We start from the raw sequence: 16,388 nt of genomic DNA on the forward strand, positions 1-16,388 counted from the left end.
CCTTATAGAGCTGCGAAGCTGCGGCTCAGGGTAGCCCCGGGTGGCAACCCGGGGTCGTTTCGGTTCCGCGCCAACCCAGCCGCGAATGCGGCGAATAGAAAGCACCCGTTCGCGAACCCACAACCTCTCCAGAACGCCGCCACCTGCGCGGTCCCTCCATACAGCCGCCTCCACCGCCACGCTTGACGGTCTTTCCCCGCCAGGTCTATGATGGCAGGTTTCGGTAATCCCCCTGTTTCACTCCTGGGTCGAGCGCGATGGGTCTAGACAGCATTGTCGTCCGGGGAGCCCGGCAGCACAACCTGAAAAACATCACGGTCGAGATTCCCCACCGCCGGCTGACGGTGATCACCGGCCTGAGCGGATCCGGCAAGTCGAGTCTTGCCTTCGACACCATTTACGCCGAAGGCCAACGCCGCTACGTCGAATCGCTGTCCGCCTATGCCCGTCAGTTCCTGGATCAGATGGAACGGCCCGACGTGGATTCCATCGAGGGACTCAGCCCGGCCATTTCCATCGAGCAGAAGACCACCAGCCGCAGCCCCCGTTCAACCGTAGGCACCATCACCGAGGTCTACGACTATCTCCGTCTCCTTTACTCCTCCATCGGGGTCCCCCACTGCCACCGGTGCGGCCGATTGGTCGCCCGCCAGTCGATTCGGCAGATTCTGGAGCGGATTCAGGAACTTCCCCCGGGAGAACGCATCATGGTGCTGGCCCCGGTGGTGCGCGGCCGCAAGGGGGAATACCGTCAGTTCCTGGAGGACCTGTCCGGCCAGGGATTTGTCCGGGCCCGGATCGATGGCCGGCTGAGGCAGTTGGATGAGGATATTCAACTGGAGAGGCACAAGAACCATACCATCGAGGTTGTGGTGGACCGGCTCCTGATCAAGCCCGGCATCGAGCGGCGGGTAGAGAGCGCGATTCAGACGGCCATGAAGTTGACCCGGGGCATCGTGTTGATTGCGGTGGTCAACGGCCAGGAGCATCTCTACTCGGAGAAGCTGGCTTGCGTCGACTGCGGCATTTCGATCCCGGCGGTCGAGCCCAGGACCTTCTCCTTCAACAGCCGCTATGGAGCCTGCCCGAGCTGTTCGGGTCTGGGCACCCGTTTGGAGCTGGATCCGGTCAAGATTGTTCCGGACCCATCCAGGTCGCTGCTCAACGGGGGATTGGCTCCCTGGAGCAACGGTTTGCCGGCTAAGCCGAGGCGATTTCTCAAGGGAATCGCCTCCCATTTCAAGGTGGATATGAGCCTGCCCTACCAGAGCCTGCCGTCCAAGGTACGCACCGCCATCTGGAATGGCGTCGGCGGCTCGCACGCTCTGGACGCGGGCATGCTGCAGCAGCTCAAGGAGTGGGGCTACCACGAGGAGGCCGATGCGACCCGGCTGAGAGCCTTTCTGACCCCCAGGCCCTGCTCGCCCTGCGGGGGGCGGCGACTGCGGCCCGAGAGCCTGGCCATCAAGGTGGCCGGCCATTCCATTGCGGACCTGACTGCTTTTCCCCTGGGAACGACGCTGCAAGTGATCAGGAATCTCAAGCTGACCCCCCGGGAAGAAACCGTGGCCGGCCGGGTCGTTCAAGAAGTAATCGACCGCATCGAGTTCCTGTGCGCGGTGGGCCTGGAATATCTGAGTCTCGACCGTTCCGCCTCGACCCTTTCCGGAGGAGAAGCTCAGAGAATCCGGCTGGCTACCCAGATCGGATCCAGGCTTCGAGGGGTGCTCTACGTCCTGGACGAGCCCTCCATCGGCTTGCACCATCGCGACAACCGGCGCCTGCTGAAAATGCTGCAGCAGCTCAGAGACCTGGGCAATACGGTGCTGGTGGTCGAGCATGACGAGGACACCATCCGGAGGGCCGATTTCGTGGTCGATCTGGGCGCTGGAGCCGGCAAGGCCGGAGGCGATCTGATTGCCAAGGGCACTGCCGCGGAGATATCGCACAATCCTCGTTCCCTGACCGGGCGCTACATTTCAGGAGAACTGGAGATTCCGGTTCCCGACCGCCGGCGCAAGGGTGACGGCAAGGCCGTGGTGGTCCGGGGTGCCCGCCATAACAACCTCAAGGGAATCAACGTGCGCTTTCCCCTGGGTTTGTTTACGGTAGTCTCTGGAGTCTCCGGTTCCGGCAAATCCTCTCTGGTCAATGACATCCTCTACTGCGCCCTGGCCAGGCGGCTGTACGGATCGCTGGCCGAGCCGGGCCGGCACCGGAGTCTTTCCGGCGCCGCTCTGATTGACAAGGTCATCGAGATTGACCAACAACCCATCGGCCGGTCACCCCGCTCGAATCCCGCCACTTATACCGGCCTGTTTACAGCCATCCGAGAGCTCTACGCCTCGCTGCCGGAATCACGCGAGCGCGGCTACAAACCGGGCCGCTTCAGCTTCAACGTCAAGGGAGGGCGCTGCGAGGCTTGCCAGGGGGACGGGTTGAGACGCATCGAGATGAGCTTTCTTCCCGATGTCTACGTCCAGTGCGACGTCTGCAGGGGCCGCCGCTACAACCGCGAGACCCTGACCGTTTGCTACAAGGGGCGCTCCATTGCCGATCTGCTGGAAAGCTCGGTGGACGAAGCGCTCGAAATCCTGGCCAACGTCCCCTCGATCCGCATGAAGCTTCAGACGCTGAGCGAGGTCGGGCTGGGGTATGTCCATCTGGGACAGTCGGCGACCACCCTGTCCGGAGGCGAGGCCCAGAGGATCAAGCTGGCTCGGGAGCTGAGTCGCCGGGCGACGGGGCGGACCCTCTACATCCTGGACGAACCCACCACGGGCCTGCATTTCGAGGATGTCAAGAGGCTCCTGGAGGTGCTCCACCGCTTGACCGATCGGGGAAACACCGTGATCGTCATCGAGCACCAGATCGACGTAATCAAGACGGCTGACTGGATCATAGACCTGGGTCCGGAGGGTGGCGAAAAGGGCGGACGGATCGTAGCCCAGGGGACTCCGGAAGAGGTGGCTCGGGTTCCCGGCTCCCATACCGGCCAGGCGCTGGCGCCGCTGCTGGTGCCGGCCGGTCTCAAGGCGGCCGAGGCCCCTTCGGCGTATCTGCACTAGCCCGCATTTCTCACCAGGGGGCGTGATGATGGCGCAGGCCTTTTCCCCTCAGCGCGTGCTCGGGAGCGAAGAGCGTAGCGGTCACTACGGTCGAGCGAGCATGGATGCGCTGAGGGGAAAAGGACAAGCCAGGGCACGCCCAGCGCCGTGTGTAACCGCAAGACGTACCAATCAGACCGATGAGGTGCTGAAAATAGATGGACTTTCCTCTATGAATCGAGCGGCCTGGTGAGAAATGCGGGCTAGGCGAGCAGGACCGTCCAACAAGGAAAAGAGTGATCCACGAAGGGGCACGAAGGACCGCGAAGGGACACGAAGAAGGACTTGATGATTCCCTTACTGCGAGCGTTCAGGCACGAATTCCGCCAAGCCGTCAAGGGGCACGGGGGCCTCCCCTCCCTTGACACGTTCCTGGTGGGGGAACATAATTCGCTGCCCAAGCACCATCCGGAGAGAACCCAGATTCGCACCCGACACCAGGGAGAGTCGTTCACGAGGGCAAGCGCCAGCACCTTGAAGGAGTACACGGTGGAGGAGTCCCTGAAGACTATCCGGGAGGGAAGTGGGTTGCCGGTTGGGGCTGTGGCTCTGATCGATTAGTTTGGACCCTTCCCCGCAGCCGAGAAAGGACCCCCGGAATGATCTACGAACTCAGAATCTACCGCTTTCACCCGGGGCGCAAGCCCACCTTCCTGAGGCACTTCAAGGTGGCTCGAACCTTTATGGAGAAGTACGGTGTCACTTTTGTCACGGCCTGGGAGAACGTGGAACGGGAGGACGAGTTCATCTGGATGCGTTCCTTCTCTTCCCTGAAACAGCGCCAGAAGGCCATCGACGCCTACTACGGCAGCCCGGAGTGGCTCGAGATCGTGGGCAAGATACGACCCACCATCAGGCGGCGGGAAGTGCGTCTCATGAAGGCCCGCCCGGGGTCTCAGTTGCCTATTCCTGAGACAGGACACTAATTGACACCCGTCCGACACCGGACCCACAGGAGGTTTCGCTAAATGAAGCTGGGAACTTTCATGATGCCGCTACATCCTCCGGAGAAATCCCGGACCGAGTGCTTCCAGGAGGACGTGGAGTACGTTCTTCTGTCCGAAGCCCTGGGTTTCACCGAGGCCTGGATCGGCCAGCACCACACGCTGGCCTGGGAACCCATTCCCTCCAACGATCTGTTCATCGCCCATATTCTGCCTCTCACCAGCAAGATCCGGTTGGGCACCGGGGTTTCGATCATTCCCCAGCATCACCCCGCCAACATCGCCATCCGCCTATCGATGCTGGATCATCTCTCGAAGGGGCGGATCAATTGCGGCTTCGGTCAGGGAGGCGTGCCCACAGACTGGGAACTGTTCGACCTGCCGGACCCCCAGACCCAGGGCCTGATGACGCTCGAGGGCATCGACATGATCCTCAAGCTGTGGCAGACGGAGGTCCCCTTCGACTTTCAGGGGAAGTTCTGGCGTATCAGGATTCAGAGCCCCAGGCAGGAGTTGGGGATCGGGACCATTCTGCAGCCCTACCAGAAACCCCACCCCCCCATCGGGATGAGCATCGTGAGAGGAGACTCCCGGGCTGCCTTCATGGCCGGTCAGCGCGGTTATCTCCCACTCAGCACCAACCTGATACCGGACTCTACGGCGGCTCAGCACTGGCATCACTACTGCCGGGGCGCCGAAGACGCCGGCCAGCCACCTCCCAGCCGCGCTCTCTGGAGAGTGTCCCGCAGCGTCTACGTAGGCGAGTCCAAGGACGAAGCCTGGGATCACCTCATGAACGGCAATGTGGCCCGCTCATTCGAGTACCTCTTGGGGCTCTTGAAGTCGGCCAAGATGCTTCATCTGGCCAAGCACGATCCCGAGGTGCCCGACGAGGAGGTGACTCCGGAATATGCCGTGAAGCACCTCTGCATTATGGGCAACGTCAAGGATTGCATTCGGCAGTTGGAGGAGGTATGGGAGGTGACGGGCGGGTTCGGAACCTTGCTGATGACCTCCAAGGACTGGGACGACAAGGACAAGTGGCACCGTTCCATGAAGCTGCTGGCCGAAGAAGTGGTTCCGGCTATGCCCAGTATCTGAGGAAGTGGCATTCCCCTTCGCCCCGGTGAAAAATGGAGGCCGGCAGGTTCTTTCTTAAGTTTTTCTTCGTGGTCCTTCGTCGTTCTTCGTGTCCCTTCGTGGATGTCTTTCTTTGCACTGCCTGCCGTTCTGAGACTCGACACTAGCCCGCATTTCTCACCAGGGGGCGTGATCATGGCGCAGGCATTTTCCCCTCAGCGCGTGCTCGGGAGCGAAGAGCGTAGCCGTCACTACGGTCGAGCGAGCATGGATGCGCTGAGGGGAAAAGGCCAAGCCAGGGCATGCCCAGCGCCGTGTGTAACCGCAAGACGTACCAATCAGACCGATGAGGTGCTGAAAATAGATGGACTTTCATCTATGAATCGAGCGGCCTGGCGAGAAATGCGGGCTAGACCAGCCGCCGAAAACCCGACTGCTTGACGGGGCATTCCAGGTACTTGACCGGATCGCCCTCGTCCACCGCCTTGCCCACTACGACCAGGGCTTCGCCAATCCTCTCCAGGGCCAAATCCAGGTCCTCCTGCGAGTGCTGCATGCAGAACATGAAGCCCGGCCCGCCAATCACACCTCTCTTGGCGGTTTCCTGCAGGTAAAGGGTGGACGCGGCGGCGTTCTGCTCGGCAGGAACCCCTTCAAAGACCATGGCGGGGAAGGAGGGTAGTCCAATCACCCGGAAGGAGAGCCCCAGCTCCCCGAAAATCCCCCTCAGGCCCTTCATGAAGCTGAGGCCGATGTCCTGGATGATCGCACTGACGTTTCGGGCGCGGTACTCCTGCAGGGTGGCCTTGCAGGCTGCCAGGCCGGTGGCTTCGGCCCAGTAGACGCTGCTGATGAAAGAGTCCAGAGCCACCTGCATGATCTCCCTTTTGCCTACCACGGCGCCCAGGGCAAAGCCGTTTGAAATGCACTTGGCGAAGGTGGCCAAATCGGGGACGACCCCGTAGTACTCCTGGGCGCCGCCCAGAGCGGTGCGGAATCCCGTGACCACCTCGTCGAAGATCAGAACCACTCCGTGGTCCCGAGTGAGTTGGCGCACTCCCTCCAGGTAGCCGGGGTCGGGGGTGTAGGTGCGAGCCGCCTCCATGATCACGCAGGCCACCTCACCCCGGTTCTCCTCCAGCAGGTTTCGGAGCGAGTCCAGATTGTTGTATTCAAAGGCCAGGGTGGTGTCCATCAGACCCTTGGGAACTCCCAGAGGGGTAATCCCGTGCATCAGGTGTTTTTCCAGAGCCGCGCCTGGAGCCAGATTGGCCGACAGGTACCAGTCATGCCAGCCGTGATAGCCGCAAAAGGCCACCTTGTCCCTGCCGGTAGCCGCCCGGGCGATGCGGACGGCAACCATGTCGGACTCGCCGCCGCCCTTGCAGAAGCGCACCATTTCGGCACAGGGAACGATCTCGGCCAACAGTTCGGCGGCCTCGATCTCCAGGGGGTGATTGACGGTCAACCCGGTACCCCTGGCGGCCTGCTCCTGGACGGCCCGGACCACGCTGGGAAAGGCATGTCCCAGAAGGACCGATCCGGCGCCGAGGTTGAAGTCGAGGTACTCGTTGCCGTCCACGTCCCATAGCCGGCAGCCCTGCTGGCGGTGGCTGTAGACGGGCGAGATCCCCTGCGCGTGCAGTTCGGCCCGCCTTCCGAACAGGTGGGTGCGGCCGGCGATCAGATTGTCGGCCCTCCGATAGAGCCGGGTGGATTCGGGGACTCGGGTCCCGCGGGTCAGCGTGTCTGAGCCCTGCATTGGTGGATTCATCGGTTCACCCCTTCTCTTGATTCCGCGGCAAAGGATTATATAAATGTTCGTTACGTGATAGATTCTTATTTCCGGGCATTGCGCCGAACGGCCCCAGTGGGATCTTCCGGTGGCTGGTCCGGGAAATGGAGTGTTAGCGCCGGCCCGAGTTTATCATTGGTGCGCGATCATGGCCCGGCCTCGCTTCCCGCGCTCGCCCCGATAGTGTCGACTCCGGCGGCGAATGCAACCGAACCGCGTCCGACGTGATTTCAGGGAAAGGTCTTGACAATGAGCAGATCGAATCAGTTGCGGTGGAGCCCGAATTCCAAAATGGCTGGAAGGACTTCCCCGATGTCCGAAAGAGATGCTGCCAACGCGTTTGACCCACGCAATCCAAGGCGGTCACCCTCGAGACCGCGTCCGGCTTGGTGGGTGCTCCTGACCCTCTATTGGCTTCTGTTCCCGCCGCCGACCTACGCCTACATCGATCCAGGGACAGGCAGCTACATTCTTCAGGTCGTGATCGCGGGCCTGTTGGGAGCCCTGGTTTCCCTCAGGATTTATTGGGCAAGGATCAAGGCCTTCTTAAAGGGAAACCCGCCATTGGGCGGAAACGATCCGGACAAGCATGAATGATTCGATCGAGGGTCTGCCGTCCTCCTTTCGCGACCCCAGTGGATTTCTGTTTCTCGATAGGGGTGTGCTCTACCGCCAGGTCAATCGCAGTTATCGGGAACATTTCGAGCACTTCGTGGACTCGGGGCTCTGTTCGAGACTGGTCGATGCAGGGCTCCTGGTGGCTCATGAGGAGGTGGACTTGCCACCAGCGGAGTCGCCGGAAGGTTTCAAGATTCTCAGGCCGGATCCGTTACCCTTCATCTCCTATCCCTTCGAGTGGAGCTTCAGCCAGCTCCAGGATGCTGCCCTGGCCACACTGGCGATCCAAAAGCAAAGCCTGGACCATGGCATGTCCCTCAAGGACGGCACCGCCTACAATATCCAGTTCCGCAATGGGAAACCCCTGTTTATCGACACCTTGTCCTTTGAAAGGTACTCGGAAGGCCGGCCCTGGACAGCCTATCGCCAATTCTGCCAGCATTTCCTGGCGCCCTTGGCCCTGGCGAGCTACTCCGATATTCGACTCAGCCAGTTGCTCCGGATTCACCTGGACGGTGTTCCCTTGGACCTGGCCAGTCGACTGTTGCCCGTTCGCACCCGATTCCGGTTTTCCCTGCTGACCCACCTCCATCTTCATGCCAAGGCCCAGACGCACTTTGCCGACAAGCCGGAACGCCCAGTCCGCCGGTCCGTCAGCCGCAGGGCGCTGCAGGGCTTGATCGAGAACCTGGAATCCTGCGTGGCGGCGCTCAATTGGAAGCCGCCCCAACAGGAATGGGCCTCCTACTATGAAGACACCAATTACACCAGTGAGGCCTTTCGCCACAAGGAGCAACTGGTGGGCGAGTATCTGGACCGAATCACCCCCAAACCCGACATGGTTTGGGACCTGGGCGCCAACACGGGACTGTTCAGTCGTCTGGCCGCAAGCCGCGGGATGACCACTATCGCCTTCGATCAGGATCCCGCCTGCGTTGAGCGAAATTACCGGGTCTGCCGGCAGGAAGGGGATACCAACATCCTGCCTCTTTGGGTCGACTTGACCAATCCCAGTCCCAACCTGGGTTGGCACGGCCGTGAACGAATGTCCCTGTTGGAACGAGGCTCCCCGGACGCCGTCCTGGCCCTGGCTCTGATCCACCACCTGGCCATTGCCAACAACCTGCCTCTGTCCCGTCTGGCCGGCTTTTTCGGTGAACTGTGCCGCTCGCTGATCATTGAGTTCGTCCCCAAGACCGACTCGCAGGTGCAACGGCTGCTGGCTTCGAGGGAGGACATCTTTCCAAGCTACACCCGGGAGGCCTTCGAGCAGGCCTTCAGACGCTATTTCGAAATCAGAGAGGTCAGCAAGATCCGACAAACCGAGAGGACGCTGTATCGCATGGAGAGAAAACCACTGTGAAAGAGCTGATGGTCCGGGGTGTGGACGAGCAAACCATGCACGTCCACGAGGCGATTCGGACTCGTTACCTGTCCTTCACATTCAGGCTGACTCTCACCATGGCCGCGGCCAATTTTCTGACATCCCTTCCACCGTCGATGGATTTGGGGGAGATGGCGTCGGGCAAGTCGAATTCGATCGTGACTCCCCTGGAGTCGACCAGTTCCTTTGGGATGGTCGCCTGCAACGTGTGAGTCTTTCTCTCAGTGGCTGTCCATTCACCGACCTTGTTTCTGTTGGCCAAAACACGGATGGTCTGCTTGGGCACCCGTTCTTCTCGCAGGAAGGGTCGAAGCACTGCCTGCAGGGTGAGATCCTTTTGAGGAACGGGCACTGGAATATGGAGGCTGGCGAGGTGTCCGCTGGTCCAGCGGAAGTTGTCCTCGGCCGATTTGCTCCACCCCCTGCCCATAAAGGCTTCAGCGTTGCCATTCCTTCCGAATCGGATCTCCGTCCCGTACCGATAGTCCGGCCAAGGATGCAGGCTGAGGGAACGCATCAATATGGCCAATTGTCTCCTGTCTCCTCCGGCGCCAATCGACCTGGGCGAAACCGCATTGGGGAGATGGAATGCGATTTCTACGTCTGGAGAATGAATCAGTGCCTTTGGAATTACGGCTCGAAACTGGTGCACCTGCTGTTTACCGGCAGACCAGAGATCGATCTCTGTGCCATTGGCAAGGACGTGAATTTGTTGTTCCGGGACCTCCGGTTTGATGTAGGGTCTGAGAGTGGCCTTCAAGAGAAGATCGTTTTCAGGTACAGCCAGCTTGATCTTCAAGCTCGAGTTGTGGCCATTGTTCCAGCAGCCGTTACTCATCGGCGAGCTCCACCCGAAGCCCAGAAAATCGTCCGCATTTCCCAACAGACCGAAGGTGATGTCGGTACCGAATTCGTACTGGGGTCTCGTTCTCAATACGGCAACAGGCTCGCCACCGTGGCATGCCGCCGGATCGAAAACGCTGCCTGTAATCAGGTACTTGGTGAGTTCCGGCTCTCCAGTGGACGTGCGGTAGGTTACGAACGGACGACTTCGTGCCTCCCTGGGGGAGATTTCAAAAATGGGTCGTCCGGGAAACCCTCCATCGACTCCACTCGCTTTCATGATGGTTGCCGCGATGTCCAGGAGAGAGGTTTGAGCCCTCGAAACCGTCAGGGCCCCCGAGCTTCCCGGGAGCTTCATCGTTAGCAGGGCGGCAAGCCGGGGGACACAGGTTTCGATCGTTTCCCCATCGATAACCGGAGGAATCTGGCTGCCGTGATCGCCCTGCAGAACAATGAGGGATGAATCGTAAAGATTCAATTCCTTGAGTCGATTCAACAACTTCAGAAAGAGTTTCAGGATTGCGCGCGCTTCGTTCCGATAATTTTCCCTGGTGTTGGGAAGGACCCGGCCGGCATAACTTCCGTCATCCCGCGTGACATAAGGAGGATGGGGCGGAATCAGGTGGAGGAAGTGATAGGCCGGTTGGGAATCGCCAACAAAAACATTTCCCGCATAATCGTTGAAGAACGCCTTTTTCTGGAAAGAAGAGACACTCCTGTGTCCGGCCACCAGCGGTGTGATCAACCAATTGTTGTCGTTGTAGACTCCATAGCGAGCCCAATGGGGAAGTTGCCGAAACAGCGCCACATCCATGAGGTGGGCGGCGCTGAGTTGAACCACATCCTCCGGCGAACCCATGTAAACGCGTGGAATGCGGTAGTAATTCGTGTACTTGCCATCCCGCATGGACTCCAAGGGAACCAGGTTCACTTTATATCCGTCATCGTGTAGACGGTTCTGAAAACCTTTGCGCACCGATTCCCGGTAGTAGCTTCCCGGGAGTTGTTTCCCGTCAAAAATCTGACCGGAGAAGATGGCCGGTATCGAAAACGAAGTGTAGGGAGCAACCCCCATGTTGTCTTCGAACAGAACAAAGCCCTCCAGGTCGTCTTCCAGTTGTTGCTCGACCACCAGTTCCCGGAAAATGTCGGTTTGAAAGCTGTCCAGAATAATGTGAACGATATTCCTTGAAGAGGAATAGTCCAGCAACTCGGCTGGAACCCGGTGCCGGGGAGTGTGCTCCTTCCACCACATTCCTCCTTCGGAAGTGAGGCTTAGGGCCAACATCAGAACCGATTGCAGACCAATCAGCGTCCAGCTGGCCTGTGAGGTGATCCTGATCAGGTGGTGTGAAAAACGCAGGCCGGCTGCCAGGACCAGGACCCATAGCGATGCATCCATCCAACCGCGCAAGCCAAACTGCGACCAATCGATTCCTCTCCCATCGAAGACTCCGTAGGTTCCCATCAGAAAACTTCCTTGAACCCAGAGTAGTAGGCCGAGGCAAAAGATTGTGCACGCGAGTCCCTTTAGGGCTCGGCTCGGTATCAGGAAGCCGATCAGAAGGAATGCGGTCGTAAGCAGAAGGCCGAATAGACCGTAAATGGGGAGAAGGCTCCCAAAGCCTACTTCAAACTCGTCGAGATTTCCCCGGTAGACGGAAAAAGTCCCGAAAACAAGTAGATTGGCGGAAACCAATAGAGAGGGTGGCAATACTTGTTTCAGCCTGTACATTGGTCAGTAGGATTGCGCCCCTTACCGGACTTGACTCCCACTTGCCGGGAGAAGGCTCTGAGAGACAGGTACAGAGCAGACGCAAATACAATGTCGAGAGGGCGGGACTTCAATCGGATCTTCCATCCTGGGTCGGGTCTTCTCCACCAAGTCAATGACTCTCCAATCACAGAAAGCCCTCGCGGGTCGAGGCGATCATTGACTCCCTCACTTTCCTGGAAGAGGGGAATTTCCGAGGCCGGCCAAGACAGAGGGATACCGGTGCTTGAGGGGCCGCACCAGTCAGTTCAGGGTTCATGGCCGTCGTGCAACGTGATATCCCGAAAGCGGCCACCCAGCGTGCGGACATCACGATTCATTCCTATTTCCTTGGGGGAGGTCGCATACGGAAACTTGAATTCGATCACGATTTCCTCGTCCTGGAAATGAGTTGCGGGAACAGCGAGGGAATGGGTGCGCAACCGTTTCTCGGTCAGCGTCCATTCACCCACGGGATTGTCATTGATTTGGATCAGCACGCGCTGGCGTGGGACCTTGTCCGGCACAACGAAGGGGCGCAGTGTCGCGCTCAGGAGTACAGTGTCGCTGTTGGGAGGATCCACCTCCAACCCCAGTCTTGCGGCCTTGGCTCCTGTCCAGGTTCCGCCTTTATTGGGTCTGCTCCATCCATCCAGCAGAAATCGAAAAACGTTGCCCGTTCTCCCAAACCTGAGCACAGTACCCCAATGGTACTCTCGGCTAGAGTACGCGGTCGGCTTGGGGTAGAGCCTTCCTTTTCGCCAGGAGGATTCCTGAAAAACGCTGCCCGAAATGACGTATTCCTGCAAGTATTCGAAAAATCCGGTCTTTGCAGCGCGATTCCGCTTAGACCCCGGGAGGTAGAATCTTCGCTGCCTCTCCTCTCCAGTATTTACTGCAAAAACGCTCTTGCCGCCAAAGTGCTCGGGCAAACCCAGCAGCGCAGCGACCGTTGCGGAGAAGTCATTGAGCTCAACCTGCGCCTCGGACACTTTTAACGGCTCCCGACTTTGCGCAGGCTTTGCCAGAAACAACGGCAAAAGGCTTCCCCATACCTGAAGATCGGATTTCATACTGTCAATCCACCGACCCGAATCGGCTGCTTGCATCTTAAACGAAAGTCCACCTCCATGGTCCGACTGAATGATGATCGTGGAGTCATCGTAGATTGCTAGGGCCCGAAGTTTGTCAAGGAAGGTGACGATCCTGTCGAGAGTATAGGCGGACTGCCGTTTGTAGTTCTCCCGGGTTTTTTTCAAGGGAATCCTGCTTGGCAGGTTTCCATCGGCAACCACCAGCGGAGGATGGGGTGTAATGAGGTGAATATACTTGTAGACAGGTCCGTCTCTCCCCAGCGATGACTCTTCGGTGAAATGTCGGAGAAACTCATTCGAGGAAAAGTGTTTAAACTCCAGGCCCGACAGTTCCAGCATCATCGATGATATCGACCAGGCCTGTTGGTTATAAATCACTCTCTTGATGAAATGGGGGGCGGCTCGAAACAGAGACAAGTCCAACATAAAAGCGGCTTGCCATCTTTCCGTTTCCTCCTTTCCCCGGAAGGGTCGGCGGATATGAAAATAGGTCCCTTTTGGATAAAAGTTCAGCGAAAAATCCGTAGCCGAAGCGATATCGACCTGATAGCCGGCATCTGCCAGAACCTTGACTACATTTTTACCATCCAGTGCCTCTTGCTTGAATTTCCACACGGGAATGTGATTTCGGTATGTCGCCCCGGTCATGAATGAAGGAACGCTCAAGTAGGTTACCGTCGACGAGGTGGTGGCTTCCTTGAAAAAGGTGAATCCCTGCAGGGCATCCCGATAACGTTTGGAGTCCCTGACCATCTCTTCGAAGATGTCCGACTGAAACCCGTCCAAGACGATATGAATCAAATTCTTGGTGACTGAGAACCGGAAGAGCTTTTCGGGCGGATCCAAGTGGGTAATCGAGCGCCCGAGCTTTTCACCCGATTCGGCTCGTGGATCGGATTCCATTAACCACAGCGATCCCAACTGGACCGCGAACAGAAACAGGCAGAGTAGCTGAACCACCGGAAAGAGCCGCCGCCGCCAGTAGACGGCAGCCACAAGGACCGCCACCCATATTGGGGTGTCCACATAGCCCTTCCACGCTTCCCGCGGCCAGTCTATGAATGTTCCATCCAGCGGGCCGTAACCCCATAGAAGGACATCGCTTTGCAACCACAAAAGAGCGCCAATCGCAGCGAGAACCGCGATGTAGCATTGGCCTGGCCCTCGTGGCAGAGCCAGGCCAAGACCAACGAGGATGGCCATGGACGCCAGGAACGGCATGAAATAAAGCGCGATGAGAGTGACAAACGCCACTCTCATCTCTGCTGCATTGGTGATGTAGATCGTGAGAGGACAGAAGAGGAATATCTTGAAGTTGATCCAGCCAACGACGAGTATCAAGGGAATTGCTGCGTGTCCTCGATCAGAAATCATGAGCACGTTCCTGGGACGGGCGAAAGTCCTACGGATAATCTATTGTCGAAGGGTTTTCAATCAGTGGGTGGCTCCGGAACACAACTTGAAAAGACTGACTGAAGTTACTCCTTGCGGAAGAATACTCTCACCCGAGAGAGGTCCAACAAAGAAGTATCGTAGTCGTAGCGGTCCAGGTGACCGACAATCTGCTGCATGGCCTCTGCCGGTGACGGACCATCCGCACATGGTCTTGTGTGACCCTTGACCTTCCACACGTTTAACACGTTCCTGCGCAACCGGAACTCGAAAGCCGTGTCACATTGAACCAGCGACACACTGCCGAGCGAAAAGAATGGAGGAACAATGTGGGAAGGGGTTATCTGCCTGCGGGCTATCACCCCGGTGCCATGTATCCGGTCTGCTGCGAAATTGGTGCGCTCGTGATTCGGGTCCTTCCCGATCAAGGATTGCCCCGTCATCCATCCGGGACGATCCATCCCCAGGTAGTCGAGCAGGGTAGGAGCAATATCGAGGTTTTGAGAATTGGAAGACACTCGACGTCTTCGGTCATCGGTTGGAAACAGAAACATCAAGGGAATCCGTTTCCTGTTCGCATGCTTGATGCCGTGATCTGACGTGATCACCACGATGGTGTCCTGTAACAGGTTCCGGTCAGCCAAGCCGTCGAGAATTTTCTTCACGTGGGTATCAAACTGCAAAATGGCATCGTCATAGAAATCCGTCATCCAAGGTTCATCCTGTGTCTTGCCCTCGGAGTAAACGCGCCGGACAGGTCTGAATTTCGGCCCATGGGTTCCCAGCATGTGGAGGTAGACGAAGAAGGGCCCCTCTCCCTCGGCCAACCACCGCCAGAGTTGGACGATTCGCTCCGTATCGCCTCGTGACTGGTAGGGGACGTGAACAAGCTGATCGAACGCGTCACTCATCCGCTCAACATCGAAGACGTGCAGGAGCCGGCTCTCGATCCGGTCACGAATCTGGGTCAGGAAATAGGCGGCCCCCTGTCCAATGGCATCAGTGAACCACTCCGGCAGCAGGAATCCCTTCAGTTCTCGATCATTGGCCCAGTCGAAGGAATGACGCATGTTGAGATCATAGGCATCGGCATAGTAGCGAAGGCCGATGTTTGCGCTGCGGTATCCAAGGGTTTTCAGGATTGCCGGCAGGTGCTGGTAGGCGTCCTTTCCCCTCAGGATATCGGGTGGATAAATGAGGCGCGTCTCGGTGGGGAGCTTCCCCGTCAAAATGGAAGCTACGGAAGCGGCCGAGGGTCCCGCATTGGGGAAGTTGTTCTCGCAAAGCAGCGATCTGTCGGCCAGTTGCCTGAGGTAAGGGGTCGTGTCCCTGTCGTAACCATACAGCGACATATGCTCGGCCTCAACACCGTCTCCGACGATCAGGAGTATGTTGGGCAGCACTCCGTTCTTCACGTGTGGGCCGACCGGCGTGGACGCTGATACTTTGTGAGTCCCCAGGTAGAGGGTCCCAACCAGCGTGATCGAAGCCATTGCGGCGCATGCGACGCCGAGCGAGCGACCGAGCCCGTGACGTGAAATGGTCCGTATTGCCTGCCAAGTCAGGGTGTAGACCGCCACTGCAATCAACACGAGCAGAGCCTGATACCCGAGCAACCCCTTGGCCTCGACATGCCTGATACCCCAGCCCAGCACCGTCAAGGTGAAGTTGTCGACCATCAGAAAGGCAGCCAGAGCCAGCACCCAGCACGGAAGCAGGAGGCTCACGGGGACCCATAGAGCGCGGACGGGGCCGGGAACCTGGAAGCCGGCCAACGCGGAGCCGTATCCAAGCAAGGCCCCGACCATCCAGTACAACACCAGGGGTGCGACCGTCGCCACCAGCACTGGGCCGGAAGAAACCGCGAGAATGAGCAGGGACTCGGACAAGGGCAGCGAAGACATGAAAGAAGGCTTGGTGACAAAGAATAGCCATTCCATGAAAACGTAGAAATACACGGCCAGGAATGTGAGTCCGAAGACTCGTCCCAAAGATGCGGGCCCCAGGACTTCCGTCCATGAGTCCCGGAAGGGCTTTGAAGCAACCACGACCTGTTTACGCCATTCCCCACGAATCATTGACAAACCATTCCATCCCCGGCGGGCGGATCAGTCGAGATTCCGAGTTGACTCATTGAAACGGTCCCGGCTCAAATTTCGAAAAAAACAGGGTGGCAGGCCGGAAATGCTCTCCACAAAAGGGAAACAGTGTAGTCTCGGGGGGCTTGATTATCAAGGGTGGCCAGTCAGGTGACAGCCGCCCTCGCGCCCGGCTGCTCCAGACGTGGCGTCATCCTTTCCAGGGATGCCCGGGAACAGTGCTCGGGCCATGTGCTATAGTCACGCCAGCGGTCGTCCAAAAGGAAATCCCCGCTCATC

At 58.5% G+C, this 16,388-nt stretch carries 10 protein-coding genes; 6 read left to right on the plus strand and 4 right to left on the minus strand.

Going from position 1 to position 16,388, the window contains the following annotated elements:
* Nucleotides 1–257: 257 nt before the first annotated feature.
* From uvrA to OXI69_13150, 4 genes are all read left to right on the plus strand, one after another.
* The gene (uvrA, locus tag OXI69_13135; GenBank protein MDE2667086.1) at nucleotides 258–3,068 is read left to right on the plus strand and encodes an excinuclease ABC subunit UvrA; all 2,811 of its coding nucleotides are present in this window, start codon (nucleotides 258–260) and stop codon (nucleotides 3,066–3,068) included.
* Nucleotides 3,069–3,395: 327 nt separating this feature from the next.
* Nucleotides 3,396–3,668: a hypothetical protein gene (locus OXI69_13140; GenBank protein MDE2667087.1), complete on the plus strand. Its 273-nt coding sequence runs from the start codon at nucleotides 3,396–3,398 to the stop codon at nucleotides 3,666–3,668.
* A gap of 38 nt (nucleotides 3,669–3,706) precedes the next feature.
* Entirely contained in the window at nucleotides 3,707–4,033 is a 327-nt protein-coding gene (locus OXI69_13145; GenBank protein ID MDE2667088.1) for an NIPSNAP family protein, read from the plus strand.
* Between the two features lie 42 nt (nucleotides 4,034–4,075).
* Nucleotides 4,076–5,152 (plus strand): LLM class flavin-dependent oxidoreductase, encoded by a 1,077-nt coding sequence (locus OXI69_13150; protein MDE2667089.1) that lies wholly within the window; start codon nucleotides 4,076–4,078, stop codon nucleotides 5,150–5,152.
* Between the two features lie 388 nt (nucleotides 5,153–5,540).
* Here the strand turns inward: OXI69_13150 and OXI69_13155 are convergent, their stop codons facing one another.
* A complete protein-coding gene (locus OXI69_13155; protein MDE2667090.1) occupies nucleotides 5,541–6,905 on the minus strand; it encodes an aminotransferase class III-fold pyridoxal phosphate-dependent enzyme in 1,365 nt (454 codons plus the stop codon).
* 333 nt (nucleotides 6,906–7,238) lie between these two features.
* On the opposite strand from OXI69_13155, the gene OXI69_13160 reads away from it, so the two are divergent.
* Both OXI69_13160 and OXI69_13165 read left to right on the plus strand, forming a co-directional pair.
* Nucleotides 7,239–7,523 (plus strand): hypothetical protein, encoded by a 285-nt coding sequence (locus OXI69_13160; GenBank protein MDE2667091.1) that lies wholly within the window; start codon nucleotides 7,239–7,241, stop codon nucleotides 7,521–7,523.
* Nucleotides 7,516–8,907: a class I SAM-dependent methyltransferase gene (locus OXI69_13165; protein MDE2667092.1), complete on the plus strand. Its 1,392-nt coding sequence runs from the start codon at nucleotides 7,516–7,518 to the stop codon at nucleotides 8,905–8,907. The genes OXI69_13160 and OXI69_13165 overlap by 8 nt, the downstream gene beginning before the upstream one ends.
* Nucleotides 8,908–8,971: 64 nt before the next feature.
* On the opposite strand, the gene OXI69_13170 is transcribed toward OXI69_13165, so the two are convergent.
* The 3 genes from OXI69_13170 to OXI69_13180 all read right to left on the minus strand — a co-directional run bounded on the left by OXI69_13170 (nucleotide 8,972) and on the right by OXI69_13180 (nucleotide 16,058).
* A complete protein-coding gene (locus OXI69_13170; protein MDE2667093.1) occupies nucleotides 8,972–11,239 on the minus strand; it encodes a sulfatase-like hydrolase/transferase in 2,268 nt (755 codons plus the stop codon).
* Between the two features lie 554 nt (nucleotides 11,240–11,793).
* A complete protein-coding gene (locus tag OXI69_13175; protein ID MDE2667094.1) occupies nucleotides 11,794–13,992 on the minus strand; it encodes a sulfatase-like hydrolase/transferase in 2,199 nt (732 codons plus the stop codon).
* A 104-nt stretch (nucleotides 13,993–14,096) separates the two neighbouring features.
* Entirely contained in the window at nucleotides 14,097–16,058 is a 1,962-nt protein-coding gene (locus OXI69_13180; protein MDE2667095.1) for a sulfatase-like hydrolase/transferase, read from the minus strand.
* Nucleotides 16,059–16,388: the final 330 nt, after the last annotated feature.

The sequence above is a fragment of the Acidobacteriota bacterium genome, from assembly GCA_028875575.1.
In the GTDB taxonomy this organism is placed as follows: Bacteria; Acidobacteriota; Terriglobia; order Versatilivoradales; family Versatilivoraceae; genus Versatilivorator.

Coding starts and splice junctions, on each gene's coding strand:
- uvrA (MDE2667086.1), top strand. CDS start 258: ATGGGTCTAGACAGCATTGTCGTCCGGGGAGCCCGGCAGCACAACCTG.
- OXI69_13140 (MDE2667087.1), top strand. CDS start 3,396: ATGATTCCCTTACTGCGAGCGTTCAGGCACGAATTCCGCCAAGCCGTC.
- OXI69_13145 (MDE2667088.1), top strand. CDS start 3,707: ATGATCTACGAACTCAGAATCTACCGCTTTCACCCGGGGCGCAAGCCC.
- OXI69_13150 (MDE2667089.1), top strand. CDS start 4,076: ATGAAGCTGGGAACTTTCATGATGCCGCTACATCCTCCGGAGAAATCC.
- OXI69_13155 (MDE2667090.1), bottom strand. CDS start 6,905: ATGAATCCACCAATGCAGGGCTCAGACACGCTGACCCGCGGGACCCGA.
- OXI69_13160 (MDE2667091.1), top strand. CDS start 7,239: ATGTCCGAAAGAGATGCTGCCAACGCGTTTGACCCACGCAATCCAAGG.
- OXI69_13165 (MDE2667092.1), top strand. CDS start 7,516: ATGAATGATTCGATCGAGGGTCTGCCGTCCTCCTTTCGCGACCCCAGT.
- OXI69_13170 (MDE2667093.1), bottom strand. CDS start 11,239: ATGGGAACCTACGGAGTCTTCGATGGGAGAGGAATCGATTGGTCGCAG.
- OXI69_13175 (MDE2667094.1), bottom strand. CDS start 13,992: ATGATTTCTGATCGAGGACACGCAGCAATTCCCTTGATACTCGTCGTT.